The organism is Natrarchaeobius oligotrophus (assembly GCF_003841465.1).
GTDB lineage: Archaea > Halobacteriota > Halobacteria > Halobacteriales > Natrialbaceae > Natrarchaeobius > Natrarchaeobius oligotrophus.
In genome coordinates, this window is record NZ_REFZ01000004.1 from 1 (window position 1) to 22,871 (window position 22,871).

19 protein-coding genes, 1 tRNA gene and 1 pseudogene are annotated in these 22,871 nt (G+C 66.2%); 13 read left to right on the plus strand and 8 right to left on the minus strand.

Annotation, left to right across the window (positions count from 1 at the left end):
- Positions 1-118: 118 nt before the first annotated feature.
- The 3 genes and pseudogenes from hepT to EA472_RS06725 all read left to right on the plus strand — a co-directional run.
- Positions 119-415: pseudogene (gene hepT / locus EA472_RS06715) on the plus strand (type VII toxin-antitoxin system HepT family RNase toxin); the annotation flags it as partial.
- A gap of 130 nt (positions 416-545) precedes the next feature.
- Positions 546-1,190 (plus strand): phosphoserine phosphatase SerB, encoded by a 645-nt coding sequence (gene serB / locus EA472_RS06720; RefSeq protein ID WP_124190751.1) that lies wholly within the window; start codon positions 546-548, stop codon positions 1,188-1,190.
- Between the two features lie 188 nt (positions 1,191-1,378).
- Positions 1,379-1,759, plus strand: coding sequence for a hypothetical protein (locus EA472_RS06725; RefSeq protein WP_124190752.1), 381 nt, complete (start codon positions 1,379-1,381; stop codon positions 1,757-1,759).
- A 180-nt stretch (positions 1,760-1,939) separates the two neighbouring features.
- Here the strand turns inward: EA472_RS06725 and metX are convergent, their stop codons facing one another.
- Positions 1,940-3,145, minus strand: a complete 1,206-nt coding sequence (gene metX / locus EA472_RS06730; protein WP_124190753.1) for a homoserine O-acetyltransferase MetX — start codon at positions 3,143-3,145, stop codon at positions 1,940-1,942.
- Positions 3,142-4,488 carry an O-acetylhomoserine aminocarboxypropyltransferase/cysteine synthase family protein gene (locus EA472_RS06735; protein WP_124190754.1) on the minus strand — a complete coding sequence of 449 codons (1,347 nt, stop codon included), beginning with the start codon at positions 4,486-4,488 and terminating at the stop codon, positions 3,142-3,144. The genes metX and EA472_RS06735 overlap by 4 nt, the downstream gene beginning before the upstream one ends.
- 180 nt (positions 4,489-4,668) lie before the next feature.
- On the opposite strand from EA472_RS06735, the gene EA472_RS06740 reads away from it, so the two are divergent.
- From EA472_RS06740 to EA472_RS06750, 3 genes are all read left to right on the plus strand, one after another.
- Positions 4,669-5,961 carry a BGTF surface domain-containing protein gene (locus EA472_RS06740; RefSeq protein WP_124190755.1) on the plus strand — a complete coding sequence of 431 codons (1,293 nt, stop codon included), beginning with the start codon at positions 4,669-4,671 and terminating at the stop codon, positions 5,959-5,961.
- Between the two features lie 337 nt (positions 5,962-6,298).
- Entirely contained in the window at positions 6,299-7,588 is a 1,290-nt protein-coding gene (locus tag EA472_RS06745; protein ID WP_124190756.1) for a S8 family peptidase, read from the plus strand.
- Positions 7,589-7,681: 93 nt separating this feature from the next.
- Complete coding sequence (locus EA472_RS06750; RefSeq protein WP_124190757.1) at positions 7,682-8,296, plus strand: ArsR/SmtB family transcription factor; 615 nt, start codon at positions 7,682-7,684, stop codon at positions 8,294-8,296.
- Between the two features lie 184 nt (positions 8,297-8,480).
- Here the strand turns inward: EA472_RS06750 and EA472_RS06755 are convergent, their stop codons facing one another.
- Positions 8,481-9,137, minus strand: a complete 657-nt coding sequence (locus tag EA472_RS06755) for a DUF6517 family protein (protein WP_124190758.1) — start codon at positions 9,135-9,137, stop codon at positions 8,481-8,483.
- 202 nt (positions 9,138-9,339) lie between these two features.
- Between EA472_RS06755 and EA472_RS06760 the strand changes: the two genes are divergently transcribed.
- Together EA472_RS06760 and EA472_RS06765 are read left to right on the plus strand one after the other, a co-directional pair.
- A complete protein-coding gene (locus EA472_RS06760) occupies positions 9,340-10,608 on the plus strand; it encodes an MFS transporter (protein WP_124191046.1) in 1,269 nt (422 codons plus the stop codon).
- Between the two features lie 169 nt (positions 10,609-10,777).
- On the plus strand, positions 10,778-11,431 hold the full coding sequence (locus EA472_RS06765; RefSeq protein WP_124190759.1) for a hypothetical protein: 654 nt from the start codon (positions 10,778-10,780) through the stop codon (positions 11,429-11,431).
- Positions 11,432-11,496: 65 nt separating this feature from the next.
- Here EA472_RS06765 and EA472_RS06770 read toward each other — a convergent pair whose 3' ends face one another.
- On the minus strand, positions 11,497-12,273 hold the full coding sequence (locus EA472_RS06770) for a 4-phosphopantoate--beta-alanine ligase (RefSeq protein ID WP_124190760.1): 777 nt from the start codon (positions 12,271-12,273) through the stop codon (positions 11,497-11,499).
- Between the two features lie 201 nt (positions 12,274-12,474).
- Positions 12,475-15,375 carry a DUF1508 domain-containing protein gene (locus EA472_RS06775; protein WP_124190761.1) on the minus strand — a complete coding sequence of 967 codons (2,901 nt, stop codon included), beginning with the start codon at positions 15,373-15,375 and terminating at the stop codon, positions 12,475-12,477.
- Between the two features lie 392 nt (positions 15,376-15,767).
- Here EA472_RS06775 and EA472_RS06780 point away from each other — a divergent pair, with 392 nt between their 5' ends.
- From EA472_RS06780 to EA472_RS06790, 3 genes are all read left to right on the plus strand, one after another.
- Positions 15,768-17,243: a single-stranded DNA binding protein gene (locus EA472_RS06780; protein WP_124190762.1), complete on the plus strand. Its 1,476-nt coding sequence runs from the start codon at positions 15,768-15,770 to the stop codon at positions 17,241-17,243.
- Between the two features lie 66 nt (positions 17,244-17,309).
- Positions 17,310-17,741: a histone family protein gene (locus EA472_RS06785; RefSeq protein WP_124190763.1), complete on the plus strand. Its 432-nt coding sequence runs from the start codon at positions 17,310-17,312 to the stop codon at positions 17,739-17,741.
- A gap of 1 nt (position 17,742) precedes the next feature.
- Positions 17,743-18,771 carry a histone deacetylase family protein gene (locus EA472_RS06790; RefSeq protein ID WP_124190764.1) on the plus strand — a complete coding sequence of 343 codons (1,029 nt, stop codon included), beginning with the start codon at positions 17,743-17,745 and terminating at the stop codon, positions 18,769-18,771.
- Between the two features lie 13 nt (positions 18,772-18,784).
- On the opposite strand, the gene cca is transcribed toward EA472_RS06790, so the two are convergent.
- The gene (gene cca / locus EA472_RS06795) at positions 18,785-20,188 is read right to left on the minus strand and encodes a CCA tRNA nucleotidyltransferase (RefSeq protein WP_124190765.1); all 1,404 of its coding nucleotides are present in this window, start codon (positions 20,186-20,188) and stop codon (positions 18,785-18,787) included.
- Between the two features lie 95 nt (positions 20,189-20,283).
- Between cca and EA472_RS06800 the strand changes: the two genes are divergently transcribed.
- Positions 20,284-20,356, plus strand: a tRNA-Asn gene (locus EA472_RS06800).
- 100 nt (positions 20,357-20,456) lie between these two features.
- Here the strand turns inward: EA472_RS06800 and EA472_RS06805 are convergent.
- Both EA472_RS06805 and EA472_RS06810 read right to left on the minus strand, forming a co-directional pair.
- On the minus strand, positions 20,457-20,849 hold the full coding sequence (locus tag EA472_RS06805; RefSeq protein WP_124190766.1) for a DUF2892 domain-containing protein: 393 nt from the start codon (positions 20,847-20,849) through the stop codon (positions 20,457-20,459).
- 233 nt (positions 20,850-21,082) lie between these two features.
- Positions 21,083-21,562, minus strand: coding sequence for a CopG family ribbon-helix-helix protein (locus EA472_RS06810; RefSeq protein ID WP_124190767.1), 480 nt, complete (start codon positions 21,560-21,562; stop codon positions 21,083-21,085).
- 101 nt (positions 21,563-21,663) lie between these two features.
- Between EA472_RS06810 and EA472_RS06815 the strand changes: the two genes are divergently transcribed.
- Positions 21,664-22,869, plus strand: a complete 1,206-nt coding sequence (locus EA472_RS06815) for a GTP-binding protein (RefSeq protein ID WP_124190768.1) — start codon at positions 21,664-21,666, stop codon at positions 22,867-22,869.
- Positions 22,870-22,871 lie beyond the last annotated feature (2 nt).

Sequence of the window (22,871 nt, forward strand, 5' to 3'; positions counted from 1 at the left end):
CGTTCTCGCGGCTTCCCTTCGTTGATCTGCTCCTTGAGTTCGTAGAGTTCCTCAAGCGTGATATCGTCAAGCCGACCCATTATCAACTCTACCACACCTATCGGTAAATAATTTCCTTAATCACTATGAAGCATCGATCGATATCGGCGAAGAACTCGTCAAACACGAGTGCGGGCATTCACCCGAGAGCAATCCGGAAGCGATGCGGACGCTCGGTCAGGTCGGGATCCTGTCGGATTCCGTTTGCGAAGAGATGGTCCAGGCCACGCAGTTTCGAAACGTGCTGGCGCACACGTACGGCAACATCATCGAACACGATATCGTGTACAACGCACTGCAGGACCTCGAGCGGTACCGATCGTTCGTTCTCGAAATTCGAGACTACCTCGAATCCGCCGGTGCGCTCGACGGCTGAACGGGATCTACGCTGCGAAATTGATTTTCGGCGGTCCAGTCCATTCGGTTCGTGGTGTCGTCCCTCTGCCTCGAGTTTCCAGGAGCCGAAACCAGAACTGGGTTATTCGGGGGGCGACAAACGGCGGGCGATGACAGTCGTCGCTTTCGACTTCGACGGGACGCTATCGGACTCGGAGATGACCGTGTTGCTCGGGAACCGCTGTGGGGTCGCCGAGGAGATGGCGGAGATCACGGAACGCGCGATGAACGACGAGATCGGCTACGCCGAGAGCCTTCGCGAGCGCGCCGCGCTGCTCGAGGACCTCCCGCGGGCGGACGCGCGAGCGGCGTTCGAGGAGGTCGTTCTCCGACCGGGTGCGGCCGACCTGATCGAGACGCTGAACGACGCCGGCGTGACGACGGCCATCCTGACCGGCGGATTCGAACGCGGCGTCGCCGCGGCCCTCGAACGCGAGGACGTCTCCGTCGATCACGTCGTCGCGAACCGACTGCCGATGGAAAACGATCGGTTAACCGGTGCGGTGGAGGGGCCGCTCATCGAGGGGACCAAAGACGACGCGCTCGAAGACCTCGCGTCGGACGTCGGCGTCGCTCTCGAGGAAACCGTCGCCATCGGCGACGGTGCGAACGACCTCCCGATGCTCGAGGTAGCGGGACTCGCCGTCGGCTTCGAGCCGAAGCCGGCCGTCGAACCTCACTGCGACGTCGTCGTCACCACGATGGCCGAGGCACACGAGACGCTGGTCGACGAAGCGGTTCTCGAGTCGCGCTGAGCGTTCGCGGCTGATCTCTTCGCGTTCTCGGGCCGAACGCATCCGGTCGTCTCGCGCGTATCGACGCCGCCACGGATCGGTCGGGTCGCAACCGACCCGCGGAGTTTCAGGACGCCGAGACCGTCCCGTGCAACGACCGATTTCCACACCGAACGAGTTATTTACTCGCCTTCGAGTAAGTTACCACGATGATGTGGCAAGACCTCGTATTCATGGTTGGCAGCGGCCTCTCGATCGTTTTTCTCGCGCCGACGCTACGCGATGCGACCGCGCGCGTTCCCCTGGGGACGAGTTTGCCGTCGATGGGGATCGGATTCGTCTACGCCGGAACCTTCGCGACGCTCGGGATGACGTTCTCCGCCGCCGGTTCGCTCGCGGCCGGCGCGATGTGGTCGATGATCGCACTGCTTCGCTCGCCCGCCTCCCGTCGCTTCGTCGAGTCGACCGGGCTCGCGCTGTTCGCGAGCGACGTCCGGCGGTGGCTGGACCGACGTCGCTCGGATCGTCCGCTCCACGAGCAGTACGTTCGCCTCGAGGACGCACGCGGACGCCGCCTGAACGATCACTGATCGCTCCGAACGCACACGGACGCCGCCTGACGATCACGGACGCCGTCTTTTCGCTCGGTCACTCGTCGGGCCACCGTATCCGACCGGAAGGTGCAACCGCCGGACGGTCGCGGTCTCACCGGAGCCGACGGGCGATGGTCCCCACGACGTCCGGTGGCTCGCGTCGGTCGCCGGATTCCGTCACTCCGAAAACAGGCTCGTGTGGACGGGCGCGAACGACTCGGTTTCGACCGGCTCCTCGTCGGTGTCGGTGATCGATCGTCCGTCGAGTCCCGTCGCGAGCAGGTCGGACAGCGGCGGACCGACCTTCTCGGGTTCGACGAGGAATGCGTCGTGGCCGTGGTCGGATTCGACCACGTGGTGGGCGACGTCGACGCCGGCGTCCCGACACGCGTCCGCCAGCGCCTCCGACTGTTCGACGGTGAAGTGCCAGTCCCCGGTGAACGACAGCACGAGCAGTTCGCCCTCGAACGCCGCGAGCGCGTCCGCGTCGGACTCGTAGCCCGCCGAGAGGTCGAAGTCGTCCATCGCCCGGGTCATATATAGGTAGCTGTTCGCGTCGAAACGGTCGGTGAACTTCTCCGCCTGGTAGTCCAGGTAGGATTCGACCTCGCGATACGGGAAGAAGGCGGCCGCCGGATCCGGCGGCTCCTCGCGGACCGTCTCCCGGCCGGCCGACCGTCGGCCGAACTTGCGGGACATCGACGCCTTCGAGAGGTACATGATGTGGCCGATCTGGCGCGCTCGAGCCAGCCCGTCCTCGGGCTCGGGGCCGCCGTAGTAGTGGCCGCCGTTCCAGTTCGGATCGCTCGTGATCGCGCGCCTGGCGACGGTGTCGAGCGCGAGACACTGTGGATCGAGACGCGCCGCCGCGGCGACCGCGGCCGCGCGTTCGACGTCGTCCGGGTACCGGCGCAGCCAGTCGAGGACGTTCATGCCGCCGACGCTGCCGCCGACGACGGCGTGGAGCCTGCCAACGCCGAGCGCGTCGAGCAACTCCCGCTGTGCGCGCGTCCAGTCGCCGACCGTCACCGGCGGAAAGGCGGTCCCGTACGGCTCGCCGGTCTCCGGATCCGTGCTCGCGGGACCCGTCGTTCCGTAGCACGATCCGGGAACGTTGGCACAGACGACGTAGTACTCGGTCGTATCGATCGCCTTTCCCGGGCCGACGACGTCACCCCACCACGCGCGGGCCTGGCCCGCGGTCTCGCCGCCGGCGTCCGGTCGCCTGGCGACGTGGGCGCTCCCGGTCAGGGCGTGACAGATCAACACGGCGTTCGAGCCGTCGAACTCGCCGTACGTCTCGTAGGCCATCTCGAGCGATGGGATCGACTCCCCCGAGAGGAACTGGAACTCGCCGAGGTCGACGGCGTCTCTCGTCGTCATGGTCGGGTCGCACCCCCGGACGCCGCCCGCGTCGCGGTCTCGATCGCGCACTCGAGGTCGGCGAGGACGTCTTCGGGATCTTCGATACCGACCGACATCCTGACGAGGTCGGGCGTGACGCCGGCATCTTCCCGTTCGGCCGGCGAGAGCTGGCCATGAGTCGTGCTCGCGGGGTGGATGACGAGCGTCTTCGCGTCGCCGATGTTCGCGAGAAACTGAGCGACCTCGACGCTCTCACAGAAGCGCTTTCCGCCCTCGTATCCGGTCTCGAGGCCGAACGCGATCATGCCGCCGTAGTCGTCGAGATAGCGCGACGCGTTGTCGTGGGTCGGATGGTCGGGGAGGCCGGGATAGGTGACCCAGGCGACGTCGTCGTGGTCCTCGAGAAAGTCCGCGACGATGGCGGCGTTCTCGCAGTGTTTTTCGACCCGGAGCGGGAGCGACTCGATACCCTGGAGGGTCTGCCAGGCGTCGAACGGCGACTGCTGGTTGCCGAGGCTGCGAAGCGAGCGAAATCGCGCCGCCTCGGCGAACGGCGCTTCGGGAAAGTCACGCGAGAAATCGACGTCGTGGTAGGCGTGGTTCTGGCCGGCGATCTCGTCGTAGCCGTGGTCGCCCCAGGGAAACGAGCCGCCGTCGACGAGGACGCCGCCGACCGTCGTCCCGGAGCCGTGGAGCCACTTGGTCGTCGACTCCCAGACGACGTCCGCGCCGCACTCGAGGGGGCGACAGAGCGCGGGCGTCGCGAACGTGTTGTCGACGACCAGCGGCACGCCGTTGTCGTGGGCGATCGCCGCGATGCGTTCGAAATCCGGCGTGACGAGCGAAGGGTTGCCGACCGTCTCGACGTGGACGAACGCGGTGTCCTCGTCGATGGCCTCCTCGTAGGCCTCGTACTCGAGCGTGGAGACGAACCGTGCGTCGATGTTTCGTCGCGACGCCGTCTTGGAGAAGTAGGCCGTGGTCCCGCCGTAGGAATCGGTCGAGCAGACCACGTTGTCGCCCGCCTCGGCGAGAATCAGGACCGCGGAGTCGAGGGCGGCCATGCCGCTCGCCGTCGCGACCGCGCCCGCGCCGCTTTCGAGGTCGGCCAGCCGTTCCTCGAGCACCTCCACCGTCGGGTTGCTGATCCGCGAGTAGATGTGGCCGTCGTCCTCGAGCGCGTAGCGGGCGGCGGCGGTGTCGGCGTCGTCGAAGACGTAGGAGGTCGTCTGATAGATCGGCGGTGCCATCGCCCCGGTCCCCGGATCGGGGCGCTGTCCGGCGTGTACGCTTCGTGTCCCGAATCCACGCCCGGGACAGTCCGAACCGTCGTCGGACCCGTCGCTCGCGTCGTCGCTCATGTTTAGTATGCATACTCCTCTACACACATATGCGTCTCAGTAACGGCAAAAACCGCTGTCCGTGCTGACGTTTGACATTCCTGCATGGCTCTCGTGGGGCGTATCGATCCCTTAACCCGATATTTTAGCTATGCTGAACTTTAGTACCGACCGATTCGTACCGATCTGGTGATGCCCGATATGACCCTCCAACGCGTATCGAGCGACCGACGAACGAGACGGCTGTTACTCGGCTTACTCGTTCTGACGGTTGGAAGTGCCGTTCTCGCGGTCCCCGTCGCTGCCGACGACGTACAGGACGAATACGCCGACAGACTGGAGTTCGTCGAGCTACCGTACGAGACTGAACCACCGGAAACGGCGGAAATGGACGTAAAAGACACCGGTAGAGAACCGTTCGAATTCGAAATCGAATCCAGCGGCGACCACTTCCACCTCGACGCCGAAATCGTGCCAGCCGAAGACGAAACGACGATCGAGCTGGACACGGCGAACGTCGGCGACGGCGATCCGAACGCGTACCTGTCCGCGACGGACGCAGAGGTCCGAAACGTCACGGTCCACGATCACGAAATCCCGGACGACGAACTCCCCGGGGGAGCCTACAGTATCCGAGTCACTAACGAGGAGTCGATAAACGCGGGGACGCTCGTCGTCGAGCCGATTGTGCGGTCTGATACGCCGTGGCGCATGAACCGGTCAGACATCGAGCGAAACGGCACGGTGATGGTGACCGGAACGACCGGAATCGAACCCGGAGAGACGATCACTGTCGAACTCGAGACGGAAAACGGCGACGACGCGTACCGTCTCACGAACGAGACGACTGTCGACGATAACGGGGAGTTCGACGCAGCGCTCGATCTGAGCGCCGCGCCGACTGACGCGCGGCTCACCGTGACGTTCGAACACGACGACGTGGTGAGACAGTCCCATCCCCTCCGAGTCCACGAGGACCTGGCCGGCGAGAACCTCGAGTCCGAAAGTAACGGGATCGTTATCGTCACGGAAGGCGAGCAACTCGAACTGGAAGCGGCCCCCGACCGGCAGTTCACGGGAGAAGCCGAACTCGAGGAGGACGAGACGGTCGACGTCCGCGTTCGATCGACCGAGGGACAGTCGTTTCTCGCCACCGACGAAGCGGCGGTCGACGAGTACGGGACCTTCGACGTGAGCCTCGACCTCGAGGTCATCGAACCGGGGACGGAATTCGTCGTCGAGGCCGAAGCGAGCGACGATCCCAACGTCAACGCTACCGTTCCCGGCGTCGTCGTCGAGCCGACCGAAGCGACGGAGCACGCGACGAGCGATGGCGGAACCGAGACCGAACTGGACGACGGCGACCGGGAAGATGACGCGACGATCCCCGTCTCGTCCACCGCCAGGGGTATCGGAGCCCTCGCTGTCGGGACCGTGGTGTCGATCGTCGGCATCGGGACGTTGCTCGGGTTCGGCAGATTGCGTTCCGCATGAACTCGCCACCCGACGAATAGCGTAGCCAGTGAGAGTCGATAGACGGCCGATCGCACGAGGTGACCGCGGTTCGGAGCGCACGCGGTTCGGAGCGAGCGAAGCGAGCGAGAACCGCGGACTGGCGAACGGGGAACGAAGTGACCCGTGAGCAGAGCAAAGCGAGCGAGAACCCCAGTCCGTGCGATCAGTGTGTACTTCGTTTGAGCAATCACTATATGATACTCGTCCTAGCCACTGCTCGACCTTCGGGAGATCAGAACGTTCATCGGTACCGTACCGGAATGCAGACGACGAACGCGACGGCGGATGCCGAATCCGCTGGCAGTTACTCGTATCGATGAAACACGGAAAATTCGCCGTCGTCCTGCTCGTCGTCGCCATCGTTGCGGCGACCGCTGCGGGACTCGGCTATCTCGCTGTGACGATAGACGCGACGACGGGCGACGAGAGCGTCGACGAGGCGATCGTGCCGGGCGACGAGACTGTCGAGCCGATCCACGACGCCGGTACGACCGGCGAGAACGTCTCCGTCGGGGTGATCGACGTGACCGGGTTCGATCTCGAGCATCGAGCGCTCGAGGACCGGGTCGCCGGCGAGGCTTCGTTCGGCACCGACGCGGCCGCCGTCGATTCGGGCGATCGTCACGGGACGTCGGCGGCCGTAACAGTCGCCGGAACCGCACCGGACGCGTCGCTGTACCTCGCCACGTTCGAGACGGCCGACGATTACGCAGCCGCCGTCGAGTGGTTGCTTGACGAGGACGTCGACGTGATCGTCGCGCCGGTGTCGGACGCCGGAACGCTCGGCGACGGAACCTCCTCGATTGCCGAGGCGACGACCGAGGCGACCGAACGCGGTACTGTCGTTGTCGCGCCCGCGGGAAACCTCGGGGACGCTCACTGGCGCGGCGAGTACGATCCCGACGAGAACGGCGTTCACATATTCGACGAGGGTCCCCTCAACGACGTGACGGGGCCGCCGGGCCAAGGCGAGTTCCACCTCGCGTGGAACGATCCGGACCGGGACTACCGGCTGGAACTCCACCGCGTTCGGGACGACGGGACGACCGAGCTTGTCGCCCAGTCGCTTTCGCGGGAAAACGGGAACGTCTCGAGCGAACGGCTCACCGCGCGGCTCGCCGACGATCGGTACGCGCTCGTCGTCCGGGGTCCGGAACGCCGGACCGACACCCGGATTCGGGTGGCGTCGTCGACTCACTCGCTGTCGGCGGTGCGGGCGTCAGGGAGCGTCGTCGACCCCGCCGCAGCGCCCGGAACGATCTCCGTGGGATCGGTCGACGCAACCTCGGACGAGGTCGAACGGTACAGCTCTCGCGGACCGACCGCAGACGGTCGACTCGGCGTTCACGTGGTCGCCCCGAGTACTCATTCCGTTCCCGGACACCCGCCGTTCGAAGGAACGTCGGCATCGGCGGCGTACGTCGGCGGCGTCGCGGCGCTCGTCGTTGACGCCGATCCCGACCTCAAGCCAGACGAAGTTCGCTGGACCATCGCATCCACGGCCGACCCGGTCGACGGGGTCGACGCCGGAAGCGGCCACGGTGCAGTCGATCCCGTCGCTGCGGTTTCGGCTGCGTCCGCGGACGCCGAGGACGAGTCGACCTGAGCAAGCGCCTCGGGAATCTATCCCGTCCCGCCGCTCAAATAGTCGTTTAACGTATGGAAACCTATGTGATAGTCGAGGACCGAGCGAGGCGTAATGTCGACGCTTACGGATCTGTTGCCGGCCGAACCGGCCTCGCCCGACGCGGAACTTCGCGTCGTCGACGTCGGGGACGAGGAAGCGGACGAACTCTTCGACGTGCTCTCGAGCGAGACGCGCCGAAACGCGTATCGAAGCCTGTTCGACGAACCGGCGACGGTTTCGGAACTGGCCAACCGACTCGACACCTCGGTTCAGAACGTCTCCCACCACGTCTCGATGCTCGAGGATGCGACGCTCGTCGAACCCGTCGGACGGCGTTACTCGGAGAAGGGAAACGAGATGGTGGTCTACGGTCCCGCAAGCGATCCCCTCGTGTTCGTCGGTCGACCGGAAGCCCGACCCCGGCTCGAGCAGTCGCTCTCTGAACTGATCACCGGCATCGGGATCGTCGCCGCCGGTGCGTTGTTCGTCCAGTGGGGAGTCTACGAACTGTTCGCGACTGACGAGTCGGGAACGGGCGGCATCGATCCGGCCAGTTACGTGGCCGAAAGCGACGGAACCCAAGGCCTGCTCGTGTGGATCGTCTTCGAGGCCGGGGAACCGGGATTGGTCTTCTTTTTCGTCTGTTTGTTCGTCGCTGCAATCGCCTCGTTCGCACTCCGGCGGTGATTCACCCCCGATTCCGACTGCCTCTGGTATGGAGAATCGATCTGCCTACCGCGTGTGGATTGTCGCGCGGGGCGTACGCGTTCTCCCTGGGATGTTCCTGCGGGCTTTCACGCCGTACCGCTGTGACGCGTCTGATTCGATACGTTCCCGCTGAAGGTCTCGCGAGGCCGTCGCAGTTCGTGGTCTACTCGTGTCGGACTCCCTCGAGAAGCGTCCGAACCGACGACGCCTCGACGTCGACGCCGAGCAGTCGCGGATAGACCGCGACGCAGAGGACGAAGTCGTCACCGTGAGCGACGGGTTCGCTGACGTGCAGCGTGACGTCGAGGCGTCGTCCGGCCTCGACGAGTCGAGCCTGCGCGCGGTACCGGACCACCGTCGTCTCCGCGTCCAGCACCGTCGCCGTCTCCTCGTCGACGGCCCGTTCGATCTCGAGTCCGTCGTAGCGCTCCTGGATCAACGCGACGAGTTCGTCCGTCGAGTACTCCCCGACCGGGTTGTGCGTTCGGCCGAGAACGGACACCTGCGGCGTCGAGAGAACGATGAAGACGGCGGCCTGAAGCCGCGTCAGTCCGAGCCCCTCGAGCGAGATCGCTCGGTCGTACTCGGCGTACCAGTTGATCACTTCGATCGTCCGCTCGAGGCCGAACAGCCCGACCGGATGGTCGACGATCAGTTCGTCGACGACGTGCTCGTCGTAGCCGACCGCCGATCGAGCCTCCTCGGAGACCGTCGCCGGTGACGAAGAGAGCGTTCCGCGAAGCGGATCCGTACAGCCGGCGATCGCTGCCGTCCCCGCCACCACACCCGTCGCGAGAACCGTTCGGCGCGTGACTGTCATCGAACGAGACGCGTCGCCAGCCATCGAAAAGCCGTCGGTTTCGGCCGGCGGTGACGTGACCCGACGGTCCCGTCCCCGCGATCGAAAACGCGAGACGAAGCCGATGAACGGGACGAGATCGACGGAACGAGACGGACGCACTCGCTCGCCCGGAAACCGGGAGCGTCGGCCGTCCGCTCGAGGGATCGAGACGGACGAGTTCATGGGGTCGCAGTTCGTAGCCCGAGCCGTGGAAGCGAAATCGCGCGACGGAGAACGGCTCGTTCTCGCCGCGGTCGTCTTCGCGGTCATGTTCTCTCAGCTGCTGCTCTATCCGGGAATCGCGACCCTCGTCGATACGCTGGGTGCCGACGCCGCGCAATCTCCGTTCGCAGAGACCGCACTCGACGCGAGCATGTGGTTTCTGGTCGCTGAGTTCGCCGCCTACGTCGCCTTCGTCGGCGTCTGGGGCGTCCTGAGCGACGTGACCGGCCGGCGAACGCCCTTTATCGTCGCGGGGGCGTTACTCGGCGCAGGCAGTTACCTGACGCTCGCGGTCGTTCCCGCCGTCGGTTCGATTCCGTTCGAAGGCGTGTTACTCGTCCGAGTCGTCCAGGGCGCGATGACGGTCGGGGCGTTCTCGCTGACGATCACCATGCTGATGGACCTGGGCGGCGGTCACGGCCGGAACATGGGCGCGGCCGGGATCGCGATCGGCCTCGGGGCCGCGCTCGGCGCACCGGTCGGCGGACAGCTGACCGAACTGCACCCGCTCACGCCGCTTTTCGTCGCGAGCGGCTTGCTCGTCTGCGTCGGCGCGCTCGTCACCCTGGTCGAGGATCGCGCTCCCGGACGCCGCCGAACCGCTCGAGCGCTCCTCGAGGGGGTCAGACGGCGGCCGGCGCTGTCGCTTCCCTACGCGTTCGGCTTCGTCGACCGGATGACCGCCGGCTTCTTCGCCCTCGTCGGCACCTTTTACTTCCAGGAGACGTTCGGAATCGGAGCCGGCGCGACGGGACTGTTGCTCGCGTGCTTTTTCGGCCCGTTCGCGCTCCTGCAGTATCCGATGGGAACGCTCTCGGATCGCATCGGCCGAACCGCGCCGATCGTCGTCGGCTCGCTGTGTTACGGCCTCGGCATCCTCGCGGTCGCCGCCGCGCCCTCGGTGGCGACCGCGGCGGTCGCGATGGTCGTCATCGGCGTCCTCGGAGCGCTCGTCTCGCCGGCGACGATGGCGCTCGTGACCGACCTCGCGGCCGAGACCGAACGCGGCCTCGCGATGGCCGGTTTCAACCTCGCCGGCAGCCTGGGCTTTCTCGGCGGCTTCCTCCTCGGGGGCACCGTCGCCGCCCAGTTCAGCTACGACCTCGCGTTCCTCGTCGTTGGCGGCCTCGAGATCGCCATCGCCGTCGTCGCGGCGCCGATCTTCCTGCGGCTTTCGATCGCGACGGACGCGCTCGAGCCGAACGACGGCGAGACCCGTCAGCCGTGATCGTCTCGAGTATACGGATTGCTGTAACGATTTACCGGCGCAACCGCCGCACGGGTCGCGGTTGCGCCGGAAATGACTTACAGTAAACCGTATGAGCCGACGACGGCGACCATCGCAGGAACGTGCCTGCCGAACGCGCATCCGTTCGACGCTCGTACGGGAACGAACCATGGGGTACACCGAGGACGTCGTCAACGCCGTCCGCCGGAGTTTCCTTCCGCAGGTACACTACCTGCTCCAGGGCAGTTTCGACGGCTACGCGATCAGTCACACGACCGCCGAGGAGTACGCGCTGACCGCGTACTGCACCGAGGAGACGCTCGAGTCCATCCTCGAGGAACTCGGCTTCTCGCGCAACCCGATCGCCTCGCTCAAGGTTCGGATGGACGGCAACACCTCCGAGGGATCGTGGGTGTGGCGGTCGTCACCGCTGGCCGACTACCAGCTCCACGTCGTCCTCCACGCACTCGAGGACGGCGAGGGCGTCGACGTCTACGCGCACTGGGAGTGTTCGTGGATCCGCCACCCCTACAAACACTACGTCGCGCGGGGCTACGACGCCGAAACGGGCGTCGAACTGGCTCGTCGCTGGCTCACCGGCTACGCGGGCGACGAACTCGAGGGAACCGGGGTCGAGTACGAGATCGACGACTCACTCTCGAGACGCGCGAGCGAGTACCTCTCGCTGTCGTACTACCAGGTTGAAGAAGCGGTCGCGGCCGTGACGTCGCGTGTACCGTTCGTCGGCGGCGAGCAGTCACTCGAGATCGACCGCGACGGCGCGCGGGACGGCGTCTCGCCGCGGATCGCGGATCGTAACTGAGACGAGAGTCCGAGAGTCGAGTTGCGTTCTCGCGCCGTCGAACCGCGTGTGACCGTCGGGAACGATTATAGACCGGTTCGAATCCGTTCTTCGGCCGCCTCGAGCGCTCGTTCGCGATCGAACTCCTCGACGATCACCTCGAGTTCCGCCTCGCTGGCGTCCGCCAGATTCCGTGCGTGTGCCGTCGTATTCGGCACCGCGCGGACGATGTTGTCGACGATCGGAACGTCGGCCACGCGCGGCGAGCGCGAGAGCGGGTTGAGGTCGATCACGATTTCGGTCTTGCCCATCTCCTCTAGGGCTTCGGCGCGGTCGCCGTCCTCGAGCGGGACGAGCACGACGTCGGCGGCGTAGATGCCGTCTTCGTCCACTTTCGCGCGCTGGTGATCCAGGTTCGGGATCCGCGCGTCGGCCTCGAGGCCCTTCACCTCGTCTGCACCGTGGCCCCGGAGGTGATCGGCGATGGCCTCGAGTCGCTCGGGCGTCCGGTTGAAGAGGTTGACCTCGAGGTCGGCGTCGACGACGTCGGCGAGTTCGACCATCTCGGCGGGGACCAGCGCCGCGACGTTTCCGTTGATCGAGAGCACCGGGTGGTCGGCGAGCAGCAGGTGTGCGGCCGCCGCCCGTTCCGCGGCGTCGGCGCTCGGAATCGTCTCCTCGCCGAGCAGATAGTCGAAGGCGCTGCCACGACCCTCGGCGTGCATCCCCTGGAGGTGCGTGATCCCCTTCTCGACGCCCTTCTCGATCCGGTGGCGGGTGAGCAGATCCTGGTACCGGGGATGGTCCGCCGGAATCTCGTCTTCGTGCTCGACGTCCGCGGAGACCGTCTCGTAGTCGCTCATATCCGCCACCTCGAGACGGCCGGTCTAAAGCCGACCGATCTCGCCACTCGCACGGACGGCGACGAGCGTTCCGTTCGACCGTCCCGCGCGGCGTCAGTTCCACCCGTCTCGAGTCGCGTCTCGGCGGTCGCCTCGAACGGGTTCCCCGCGTCAAAACCAATCGTCCCTGACGCGCTGAAAAAGGTGCGGCCGACCGCCGCGTCAGTCGGTGAACGTGATCCAGCCGTCGGGGGCGTGGGCTTTCACGTCGTTCATCGCCTCGCGAGCGCCGGTTCGCGTCTCGTAGAGCCGGGTGCTCTCGGCCATCGTCGTCCCGTACTCGTCGACCAGCTGCCACACCCAGCCGTCCTCGTCCTCGGCGGCGTGGAGCTCGAAGGAGACGCTGTCGATCTCGAGGATGCTCGCCGCCTCGATCAGCTCGCGGACGTCCTCGAGGGCCTCGCGCGCGGCCGCCGTCGAATCGTACGTCTCCGACCCCGTCGCGACCGCGCGACCGTCCTCGTCGATGAGCCGCCAGTGCCAGCGCTCGTCCTCGTCGACGACGAGTTCGAACGAGGCGACGTCGAAGTCGACCCTGCCGGCAAGCGGCGCGAGCTGTCGGACGGTTTCGACCGTAGACAGGAGCTCGTCTTTGTCGTACGCCGTGTCGACCGAGGCACCGATCACCGACCGCTCGCGGTCGACGAGGCTCCACGACCAGCCCGTTCCGTTCTCGAGGCGGACGACCGCGTCCTCGATGGTGAAAATCGGCGCGTCGGTCGCGTGCCCGGCCATCCCCTCGACGACCGATCGGACCTCGTCGCGCGTCGCGTACGAGACCGCCGAGTCGGCGATCGGCTCGCGGTCGCGATCGAGCAGCCGGAATCGCCAGTCGTCGGGTCCGTAGAGCTGGACGGTGACGTCACCGATCGTGTACTGCTGTCCGGACGTCGCCGCCTCCCGGACGTCGTCGAGTCGCTCGACGAGGTCGTCGCGCGTCGGATGCTCTTCGCCGTCGACGGCGACCGTCTCGCCGTTCGGCAGGACGAATCGCCAGTGCCAGTCCTCTGCCGCGTAGGTCTGGAAGATCGCCTCGTTCATCGTCCGGACGTTCGACTCGAGGTGCTCGAGCAGGCGGTTCATCGCCGCCCGTGCAGCCTCGCGGGTCGGGTGGGTCGACGGATCCTCCGCGACCAGTTTGCCGCCCTCGTCGATGAGCCGCCAGCCCCACTCGTCGTCCTCGTTGACGAACAGCTCGAAGGCGGCGGTTTCGATCTCGAGCAGTTCGGCGTCTGGGGCCTGTTCTTTCAGCGTCATCATCGCTTCTGCGGCCTCGCCCCGGGAGGTGTGTTCCTCGCCGCTGTCGGCGAGCACGTTGCCGTCCTCGTCGATGAGCCGCCAGCGCCACTCGCCGGAGTCGGCCTCGTACACCTGGAACGCGGCGTTTTCGAACTCGATGAGGTCCGCCTCGCTCGCCTGCTCGCGGACGCGTTCGATCGCCTCGGCGGCGGCGTCGGCGTCCGGGTGCGGCTCGTTGCTCGCGGCGACGACGTCCCGGTCCTCGGTGACGAGTCGCCAGTTCCAGTCGGGGCCGGCCTCGGCCTCGTCGTCGACCACGACGCCGCCGTCGGCCGTCACCTCGGGATCGTCGACCGTCGCCGGCAGCTCGTCGGACTCGTCGTAGGTGAACTGCGCTCCGTCGTCGGCCGGATAGACCTCGTACTCGGCGTCGTCGATCTCGACGACGTCGGCCGTGCGGGCGTGCTCGGCGAACCGTTCGGCCTGACGTTCGGTCCGCCCGAACTCGTCGCTCTCGTCCGGGCTCCGGGCGACCACGCGTTCGGTCCCGTCGACGAGCCTGAACTGCCACCGATCGCCCACCTGGTAGAGTTCGTAGCCGGGTTCACCAGCGACGGTGATCGACGCCGACTCGAGTCCGGGGAGCAGCGCCTCGACGGCGGCCTCGGCGTCGCGGCGCGAGTCGAACTCGCCGTCGGCGGTCGCGACGACCTCGTCTTCGTCGTCGACGACGCGCCAGGTCCAGCCGCCGTCGCGCTCGTACAGTTCGACGCCGACGCGTTCGACGTCGAGTACGCGCGCCCGTTCGAATCGCTCCGCGAACTCCCTGGCAGCTTCCTCGGCTTGCTCCTGGGTTCTGTGTCCGTCGTCGCTCGAGGCGAGCGGCGTTCGATCGTCGTCGATGAGCTGCCAGTACCACTGGTCGCGCTCTTGCGTGTAGGTGAACGCCGCGCCGTCGATCTCGATGACGTCGGCGTCGGGCCCGCGGTCTTTCAGGAAGCTCACCGATCCCTCGGCGTCGTCGCGGTGGTCGAACTCCCGCGCGCAGGTGCCGACGACGCTGCCGTCGTCGCGCGCGAGCGTCCACTGCCAGGTGCCGTCCCGATCCTCGTAGAGCCGGAACGCCGAGGTCGTCAGCTCCATCAATCCGGCGGAGCTGATCTGGGATTTGACGCGTTCGATCCCCTCCGTCGCTTCGGGGCGGGTCACGGCGCTGTCGGTGGTTCCCGCGAGCGCCTCGAGGTGGAGGACGTGCCACTTCCAGTCGCCGTCCTCGTCGCGGAAGACGGCGAACTGCGCGCCCTCGAGGGCGTCGCCGGTGAGGATCGGCGGGTCCTCGGTCTGTCCTTCCTCCTCGACGAACATCCCCCGCTGACCGGTAACGATCGGGACGAGCGCCGTCACGCCGCCGATGATTCCGATGCCCAACGAGTAGACCGCGATCACTTCGACGCTCCAGTCGGCGCCGTGACCGCGCCAGTCGTGGGGGTAGACGGCGGCGAAGAAGACGACGCCGGCGAGCGCGATGGCGAGCCCGACGACGCTCGCTTGAATCCCGCGTCTGCGGACTGGAAGCATCAGTACGAGGCCGAACAGGCACACCGACAGTCCCGCCGCGGCGGTCACGCCCGAGATCCGGATCAGGACGTACGATCCGGTGTCGCCGGCGTATCCGACGACGAACGCGAACACGCCCGCGGCCGCGATGAGATACCCGAGGATGAACAGCCAGTAGCCGTAGACGTCTTTTTTCGAATCCGGTTCGCTGACGTAGTGTTCGTAGAGGCGAAACAGGTTCTGGTGTATTTTCAGTGGAGAGGTCATCCCAAACTCAATCGATAACTAGAACAATAGTTAATAAAGATGTCCGATCATCTTATTTGAATTGCATTTCAATGCGTCGTTCAAGCAGATACTGTAACCGACCGAACGCGTCCGAACCACCGTTTCGACTCGAGCGTTCGGCGGCACCCAGTTCGCGACGACGATCCGAGCGTTCGAGACAACTTGCCGGGTGTCGACTCGAGCCCGTGGCGACGGCTCGAAGGAACGCGGGTTGATATACGAGGGCGCGACGAAACGCGGTATGATCGACGCGGCGGCGAGAACCGAAGACGAGCGAGCAGACGAGGTGGCCGAGAGAACGCACGGAACGGCCGAGCGAACGCGCGGAATGGACAACGTTTATGCGCGGGCTACGCATGCACGAGCATAGAATGAGCGACATCGAGGGCGTCTACGAGGATCTCGAGGCCGACGTCTCGCTCGAGGAGTTTCGCGAGGCCGTCGAGGCGAAAGTAGAGCAGATGGGGGGTCTCGCGGACGAGGAGACGGCGGCGATGCTCGTCGCTCACGAGGTCGGCGAGAGCGAGGTCGGCGGCATCGCCGACATCGAACCCGGAATGGAGGAAGCGAAGTTCGTCGCCAAAGTGGTGAGCATCGGCGAGATACGGACGTTCGAGCGCGACGGCGAAGACGAGGACGGCCGCGTCGTCAACGTCGAAGTCGCGGACGAAACTGGCTCCGTCCGGGCGGCGTTCTGGGACGACCACGCGGAAGCCGCCGTCGAGGAACTCGAGGAGGGACAGGTGCTGCGGGTCAAGGGCCGACCGAAGGAGGGCTTTTCGGGCGTCGAGGTCAGCGTCGACGACGTCGAACCGGACGACGAGACCGAAATCGACGTACAGGTGACCGACACCCACACCGTCGAGAGCCTCTCGCTCGGGCTCTCGAACGTCAACCTCGCCGGCCTCGTGCTGGCGACGGATACGGTACGGACGTTCGAGCGAGACGACGGCTCCGAGGGAAAGGTGTCGAACCTCGTGCTGGGCGACTCGACGGGCCGCGTTCGCGTGACGCTGTGGGACGAGCGGGCCGAACTGGCCGAGGAGATCGAACCCGGCATCACGGTCGAGGTGATCGACGGCTACGTTCGAGAGCGCGACGGCGCTCTCGAACTCCACGTCGGCAACCGCGGCGCGATCGAGGAGGTCGACGACGACGTCGAGTACGTGCCCGAGAGTACCCCGATCGAGGACCTCGAGATCGGACAGACGGTCGACCTCGCGGGCGTCGTCCGCTCGGCCGATCCGAAACGGACGTTCGATCGCGACGACGGCTCTGAGGGCCAGGTGCGAAACATCCGCGTCCAGGACGCGACCGGCGACATTCGCGTCGCGCTCTGGGGCGAGAAAGCCGACGTCGACGTCGGCCCGGGCGACGAGGTCGCTCTCGGCGACGTCGAGATCAAAGACGGGTGGCAGGACGACCTCGAGGCCTCCGCGGGCTGGCAGTCGACGGTCACGATCCTCGAGTCGGAGTCGGACGGAACCGACGGCGCGGACGGCGACGCGCGCGACGAGAGCGCGGGACTGTCGGCTTTCGCCACCGAAGGGGGAGACGGTAACGGGAGCGACGACACCGGCGAGTCGACGGCGGACGTCAGCGGTGAGGCGGCTGGCGATGCCGGCTCGACGGAGGCGACGACGGACGCCGACTCGAGCGATCCCGCGGCCGGCGACGAGCTCGAGTTCACCGGCGTCGTCGTCCAGGCGGGCGACCCGGTCGTGCTCGACGACGGCGAGACGACGATGAGCGTCGAGACCGACGCGGACGTCGGCCTCGGCGAGGAGATCACGGTTCGCGGGACCGTCCGCGACGGCGGTCGCCTCGACGCGAGCGACGTCTTCTGAGCGGGCGAGCAACCTCGTTGAACGCCTAGGAAAAGCGTTAAGGGAGTTAGCTTCGCCTATCATGATATGAACGTCGAACTCCCGTTCGCCCCGGTGGATACGATTATCAGGCGGAACGCGGGCGATCTACGGGTGAGCGCCGACGCGTCGAAAGAACTCGCAACGCGGATCCAGGAACACGGCAGCGAACTCGCGATCGACGCCGCCGAACGGGCCACGACGGACGGGCGAAAGACGTTGATGGCGACGGACTTCGAAGTCGAGACGGTGATCGACAAGGACGACCTCGAGTTGCCCGTCGCCCCCGTCGACCGGATCGCCAGACTGGAGATCGACGACAAGTATCGCGTCTCGATGGACGCGCGGATCGCGCTGGCGGACATCCTCGAGGATTACGCCGACAACGTCGCTCGAGCGGCGGCGACGCTCGCTCGCCACGCCGACCGACGAACGATCACCGACGACGACATCGAGACGTACTTCTCGTTGTTCGAGTGAAATGCAGTTCGGCTACAGCGAGGTCTGTCTCGCACACGATCCCGGTCCGCGTCACCCGGAGACGCCGGACCGGCTGCGAGCGATCCGGGAACGGTTGAAGCGCAAACACGGCGTCGAGTACGTCGACGCCGATCCCTGCGACGTCGAGCGGATCACGGCCGTACACGGTTCGGCGTACGTCGAATCGCTCGAGGAGTTCTGCGCCGACGGCGGCGGCAACTGGGATCCGGATACGACCGCGGTCGAAGAAACCTGGGATGCGGTTCGCCACAGCGCGGGACTCGCCTGCTGGGCGGTCGAAGCGGCCCTCGAGGGAAACGACGGGAGAAAGACGCCGTTCTCGCTCGGGCGACCGCCGGGCCACCACGCCGTCGCCGACGACGCGATGGGCTTTTGTTTCGTGAACAACGCCGCCGTCGCCGCCCAGCACGCGCTCGACTCCGAGGCGTACGGCGTCGATCGGGTGGCGATCGTCGACTGGGACGTCCACCACGGCAACGGGATTCAGGACATCTTCTACGACCGCGACGACGTCTTTTTCGCCTCGCTCCACGAGCAGGGGCTGTACCCCGGCACCGGCGCGGTCGACGAGACGGGAACCGGCGACGGCGAGGGGGCGACGATGAACGTCCCGATGCCCGCCGGGACGGACGACCTCGAGTACCTCGCCGCGGTCGAGGGGCCGATCGCGGCCGGAATCGAATCGTTCGATCCCGATCTGTTGCTCGTCAGCGCGGGGTTCGACGCACACCGACACGATCCGATCTCCCGAATTCGCCTGTCCACGGAGGCGTACGCCCTGATGACCGACCGGCTGCGCGGACTGGCCGACGAGACGGACGCCGCACTGGCGTTCGTCCTCGAGGGCGGGTACGGACTGGACGTCCTCGCCGACAGCGTCGCGCTGGTCCACGAGACGTTCGACGGCCGCGAGCCGATCGAACCCGGCGGCGAACTCGCGGACCAGGCCGAGGAGGCACTCGAGGCCGTCCTCGACGCGCACGAACTGAATCTGAGCCTCGAGTTCTGACCGCGATTTTATCTCAGGGAACCGGCTCGAAGTACGACCGAAGCTCGGAGCCGAACGCGGGGAGCAACGCGGTCACGTCGTCGTCGACGAGCACCTCGTACTCGTCTTCGAGCGCTGACTCGACGTGCGCGCCGAGTCCGACCTCCAGGAGCTGATCGCTCTCGAGGAACTCGCACGCGGTGGTGAACTCCCGATCGCGCTCCGCGACGTACCGATCCTCGACGACGAAGGGCCCGTAGACGTCGGGATCGTCGGCGTACCGACCGTAGAAGCCGCGGGCGTGGCCCTTGATGTGTACCGGCGGCCCCCGGTGGCGCTCGACCGCCGGCCGTTCGTCGACTGCGAGTTCGACGAGGATCGCCGACGTGTCGCTGGCGAGCGCCGTCGACCGCAGAACGTCGAATCCGCGCTCGTCCAGGCCCTGGCAGATCCCCGCGAGCGACTTTCGCAACTGCGGATAGAGCTGATCTTCGACGAGAGCCGGCGTCTCGAACCGAACGGCGACGGGCGTCGTCCCGCGACGCTCGAGGTGGGACAGGAGTTCGGATTTCGAGAGCGGGTCGCGATCGTCGGGTTCGAAGTACTCGAGGGACGGTCGCTCGAGAAATTCGCGGGCGTAGTGTTGCAGGCGAGCGACGTTGTCGGCGGCACAGACCGCCGCGACGTTCCGTTCGGGGTCGGTCGGATCGATCACGACCAGCGGGTCGTCGAAGCTCGCTCGGCCGTGGTCCTCGGGATCGAGGACGATCTGGGGCCGCCAGTCGCGGACGGCCTCGAGCAGCGAGCGAAAGCCGCCGTACTCGCAGACGAGCAGTTCCGTGAGGTAGCCGCTGAATCCGCGGGTTCGGAGGTCGCTTCCGTAGACGCCGATCCCCTTCATGAACTGCTTCGTGACGCGGACGTCGGCCGCGAGATCGTCGTCGAGTCTCGCCTCGAGGTACTGCGCGTGAAACGGCGTCCGATCGACCGCAGAGCGGATCTCGGTCGCGGACTCGAGCCGAAAACACGGGACGACGTCGACGTCGAACCCGTCGACCGCCCCTTTGACGTAGGGGTGTTCGGCGTACTCCTCGTGGCCGCCGGGAAGCGTGGCGTGGCCGACCTCGAGACCGTACTCCTCGAGGGTCTCCCGGTCGAGTTCCGGCGGAAACCGGACGAAGACGTCGATGTCGCGGTCACCGCTGACCCAGGTTCCCCGGGCGCTCGAGCCGACCTGCAGCACGTCCGCGCCGTCACAGCGGTCGGTCGCGGCCGCCTCCGCGCGCTCGATGAGACGGTCGGCGACCGCTCGCAACCGAGCTCGCTCGTCCGGATCGGGATCGACGCGTTCGCGGACCGCGGCGACGACCGTCTCGAAGTCGCCCTTCGACGCGCCCGGCTCGTCGCGATCACCTCGGTCGGCGTTCTCTCCGCTCATTGCTCGACCCTACTCGAGCGGGACGTGAAAGCGTATCGAACCGCCGGAAGCCAAAACGAAAGCCCTATCAAATCAACCCGGCTATCATCGAACGAGCCGAAGTAGCTCAGATGGTAGAGCACCTCGCTGTTAACGAGGTTGTCCCAGGTTCGAGTCCTGGCTTCGGCGTGTTTTTCGAGTCGCTACGTGCGGGAGCGATAGCTACGAGCAAATCCTGCGAAAAAACGGCGACGCGGTCGTTCGCTCGAAATCGGCTCTCTCGAGTCCGCTAGGCGTCGTCTCGCAACGCCGTCAGCGCGCGGCGCTCCGCGTCGATCTCCCGCTGCGTTCTGACGCCCAGCCGGCGCAACACGGGGATCGGCGGACACCAGCCCTGCAGGGCGTGCTGAAGTAAGAACGCCGCGACGACGGCTGGAACCGCGAGCACACGTCGGTCGACCGTCGCGCCGGCCGCGAGCGAGAGCAGGATGAGCGAGGCGGCGTTCGCCTCGAGCGTCCGTTCGACGTCCCACTCCTCGTCCAGTTCGGTGAGTCGGGCGTCGATCTCCTCGGGGTGTGCACCGTAGTACCGGAGGCGGTCGGCCGTCTCCCGTCGGATTCGTTCGTTTACCGGTTCGCTGGTGCTTTTCGGGACTCGTTCGGCCGTCGATGGAAGATCCATGGGTGGAAACGAGGGGGTCGTCGTCCGACGTTCGACCGAGGGACGGGCGATCGAGTGATGATCGACGTCCGCTCGAGCGGTCGATTCGTTCCGTCGGTACGACCGTCTCTCGACGGTCGCGGGCATCAAGCTGGTGGGTGTTCCTGCAGGCCTCGTACCGATTGCCGTTCCGACGTCCGGTGGACCTGCGAACGGGCTGCGGTTGTATCGGTAAATCGGTACAACAGACCGTATCACCCCCCGGTTGCATCGATCGTGTCCAGGGGAAACAGCGAGTAGTCGACGGTCTCGACGCCGTCGATGGATCGGAGCCGGCCGACGAACGCCGAGACGGTCTCGAGGTCTCCCTCGAGCACGAACAGATCGAGGCAGTACGCCGTTCGGTCCGTCGATCCGGGCTCCGCCGACCCGTCGGCGAGGGACCGGGAATCGCTTTCGCCCACGTGGCTGTGATCGTCGGTGGTGACGGCGTCCTCGAACTCGTGTCGTAACTCCGCAACGCGTCGTTCGATCGACTGCGTTCCGAACGCGTACCGAACCCACACGTAGCCGGCGAGCGGCCGTTCCTCGAGTCGTTCGTCGTCGAACTCCGAGAGGAGCGTCCGCGTGGCCTCACGGACGACGTCGCTTCGACCGCTGTAGTCGTGTTCGTCGGCGAGTGAGTCGATCCGCTCGATCAGGGTGGTGGGCATCGAGACGCTGACGACGGGCATATGTGAACGTACTCGTCGACGTTAATAGCAATTACTCTTCAATAACTGCGCCTGCAGAAGTAGCCAGATTTAATAATATACAGAGGTATTGTGTTAACAGTATGAGCAACGACCGCATTCCCGTCACCGTCCTGAGCGGAAGCCTCGGGGCGGGAAAGACGACCGTACTCAACCACGTTCTGACCGCCGACCACGGGCTCGAGGTCGCCGTCGTGGTCAACGACATGGGCGAAGTGAACGTCGACGCCGAACACGTCGCCCAGCGATCCGACCTGGGCGGCGACGACGAAATTATCGAACTGTCGAACGGCTGTATCTGCTGTCGGCTGCGAGGGGACATGCTGGACGAGGTCGGTCGGCTGGCGGATCGCCGCGAGTTCGACTACCTGCTGGTCGAATCGTCGGGCATCTCCGAGCCGATTCCGGTCGCACAGACGTTCGCGATGGGCTTCGAGGACGCGTCGTTCGACCCGACCGACACCTACGCGCTCGATACGATGGTCACGGTCGTCAACGCCCACAGCTTCTTCGAGTCGTTCGACTCAGGCGCGGCGCTCGTCGAGGACGGACTCGAGGACGACGCCGGTCGCGTGCCCGAGGAGGTGTTGCTCGACCAGATCGAGTTCTGCGACGTCCTCGTGCTCAACAAGTGCGACCTCGTGCCCGATGACGCGCTTGAGGAGATCGAAGCCGTCCTCGAGACGCTCCAGCCGCGTGCGACGATCGTGCGCACGGAGTTCGGCGACGTCGACCCCGATCGGATTCTCGGCACGGGCGCGTTCGACTTCCAGGCGGCCCAGAACTCCGCGGGCTGGAAGCACGAACTCCAGCACGAACACGCCCACGATCCGCGCGAGGAACACGGCGTCACCTCGTTCGTCTACCAGCGCGACCGACCGTTTCACCCGTATCGAATCGCGTCGTTACTCTCGGAGCTCCCCGACGAGATCGTGCGCGCCAAGGGCTTTTTTTGGAGCGCGGGTCGGGAGGACGTCGCGATGGGCATCGACAAAGCCGGCACCTCCGTTCGGGCCGGGCCGTCCGGCCAGTGGCTCGCGACGCTACCCGAGCGCGAGCGAAAGCGGTACTTTGCCGCACGGCCGGGGCTCGAAGACGACTGGGACGACGAGTGGGGCGATCGGATGACCCGACTCGTCTTCATCGCCCGTCAGTTCGACGAGACCGAACTGATCGACCGCCTCGACGACTGCCTGCTCACCGACGCGGAGATGGGTGAAAACTGGGACGCCTACCCCGATCCCTTCGAACCGCAAGAGCGACGTGAACTCGCGCTCGCGAACGAGTAACG

Coding starts and splice junctions, on each gene's coding strand:
- serB (WP_124190751.1), top strand. CDS start 546: ATGACAGTCGTCGCTTTCGACTTCGACGGGACGCTATCGGACTCGGAG.
- EA472_RS06725 (WP_124190752.1), top strand. CDS start 1,379: ATGATGTGGCAAGACCTCGTATTCATGGTTGGCAGCGGCCTCTCGATC.
- metX (WP_124190753.1), bottom strand. CDS start 3,145: ATGACGACGAGAGACGCCGTCGACCTCGGCGAGTTCCAGTTCCTCTCG.
- EA472_RS06735 (WP_124190754.1), bottom strand. CDS start 4,488: ATGAGCGACGACGCGAGCGACGGGTCCGACGACGGTTCGGACTGTCCC.
- EA472_RS06740 (WP_124190755.1), top strand. CDS start 4,669: ATGACCCTCCAACGCGTATCGAGCGACCGACGAACGAGACGGCTGTTA.
- EA472_RS06745 (WP_124190756.1), top strand. CDS start 6,299: ATGAAACACGGAAAATTCGCCGTCGTCCTGCTCGTCGTCGCCATCGTT.
- EA472_RS06750 (WP_124190757.1), top strand. CDS start 7,682: ATGTCGACGCTTACGGATCTGTTGCCGGCCGAACCGGCCTCGCCCGAC.
- EA472_RS06755 (WP_124190758.1), bottom strand. CDS start 9,137: ATGACAGTCACGCGCCGAACGGTTCTCGCGACGGGTGTGGTGGCGGGG.
- EA472_RS06760 (WP_124191046.1), top strand. CDS start 9,340: ATGGGGTCGCAGTTCGTAGCCCGAGCCGTGGAAGCGAAATCGCGCGAC.
- EA472_RS06765 (WP_124190759.1), top strand. CDS start 10,778: ATGGGGTACACCGAGGACGTCGTCAACGCCGTCCGCCGGAGTTTCCTT.
- EA472_RS06770 (WP_124190760.1), bottom strand. CDS start 12,273: ATGAGCGACTACGAGACGGTCTCCGCGGACGTCGAGCACGAAGACGAG.
- EA472_RS06775 (WP_124190761.1), bottom strand. CDS start 15,375: ATGACCTCTCCACTGAAAATACACCAGAACCTGTTTCGCCTCTACGAA.
- EA472_RS06780 (WP_124190762.1), top strand. CDS start 15,768: ATGAGCGACATCGAGGGCGTCTACGAGGATCTCGAGGCCGACGTCTCG.
- EA472_RS06785 (WP_124190763.1), top strand. CDS start 17,310: ATGAACGTCGAACTCCCGTTCGCCCCGGTGGATACGATTATCAGGCGG.
- EA472_RS06790 (WP_124190764.1), top strand. CDS start 17,743: ATGCAGTTCGGCTACAGCGAGGTCTGTCTCGCACACGATCCCGGTCCG.
- cca (WP_124190765.1), bottom strand. CDS start 20,188: ATGAGCGGAGAGAACGCCGACCGAGGTGATCGCGACGAGCCGGGCGCG.
- EA472_RS06805 (WP_124190766.1), bottom strand. CDS start 20,849: ATGGATCTTCCATCGACGGCCGAACGAGTCCCGAAAAGCACCAGCGAA.
- EA472_RS06810 (WP_124190767.1), bottom strand. CDS start 21,562: ATGCCCGTCGTCAGCGTCTCGATGCCCACCACCCTGATCGAGCGGATC.
- EA472_RS06815 (WP_124190768.1), top strand. CDS start 21,664: ATGAGCAACGACCGCATTCCCGTCACCGTCCTGAGCGGAAGCCTCGGG.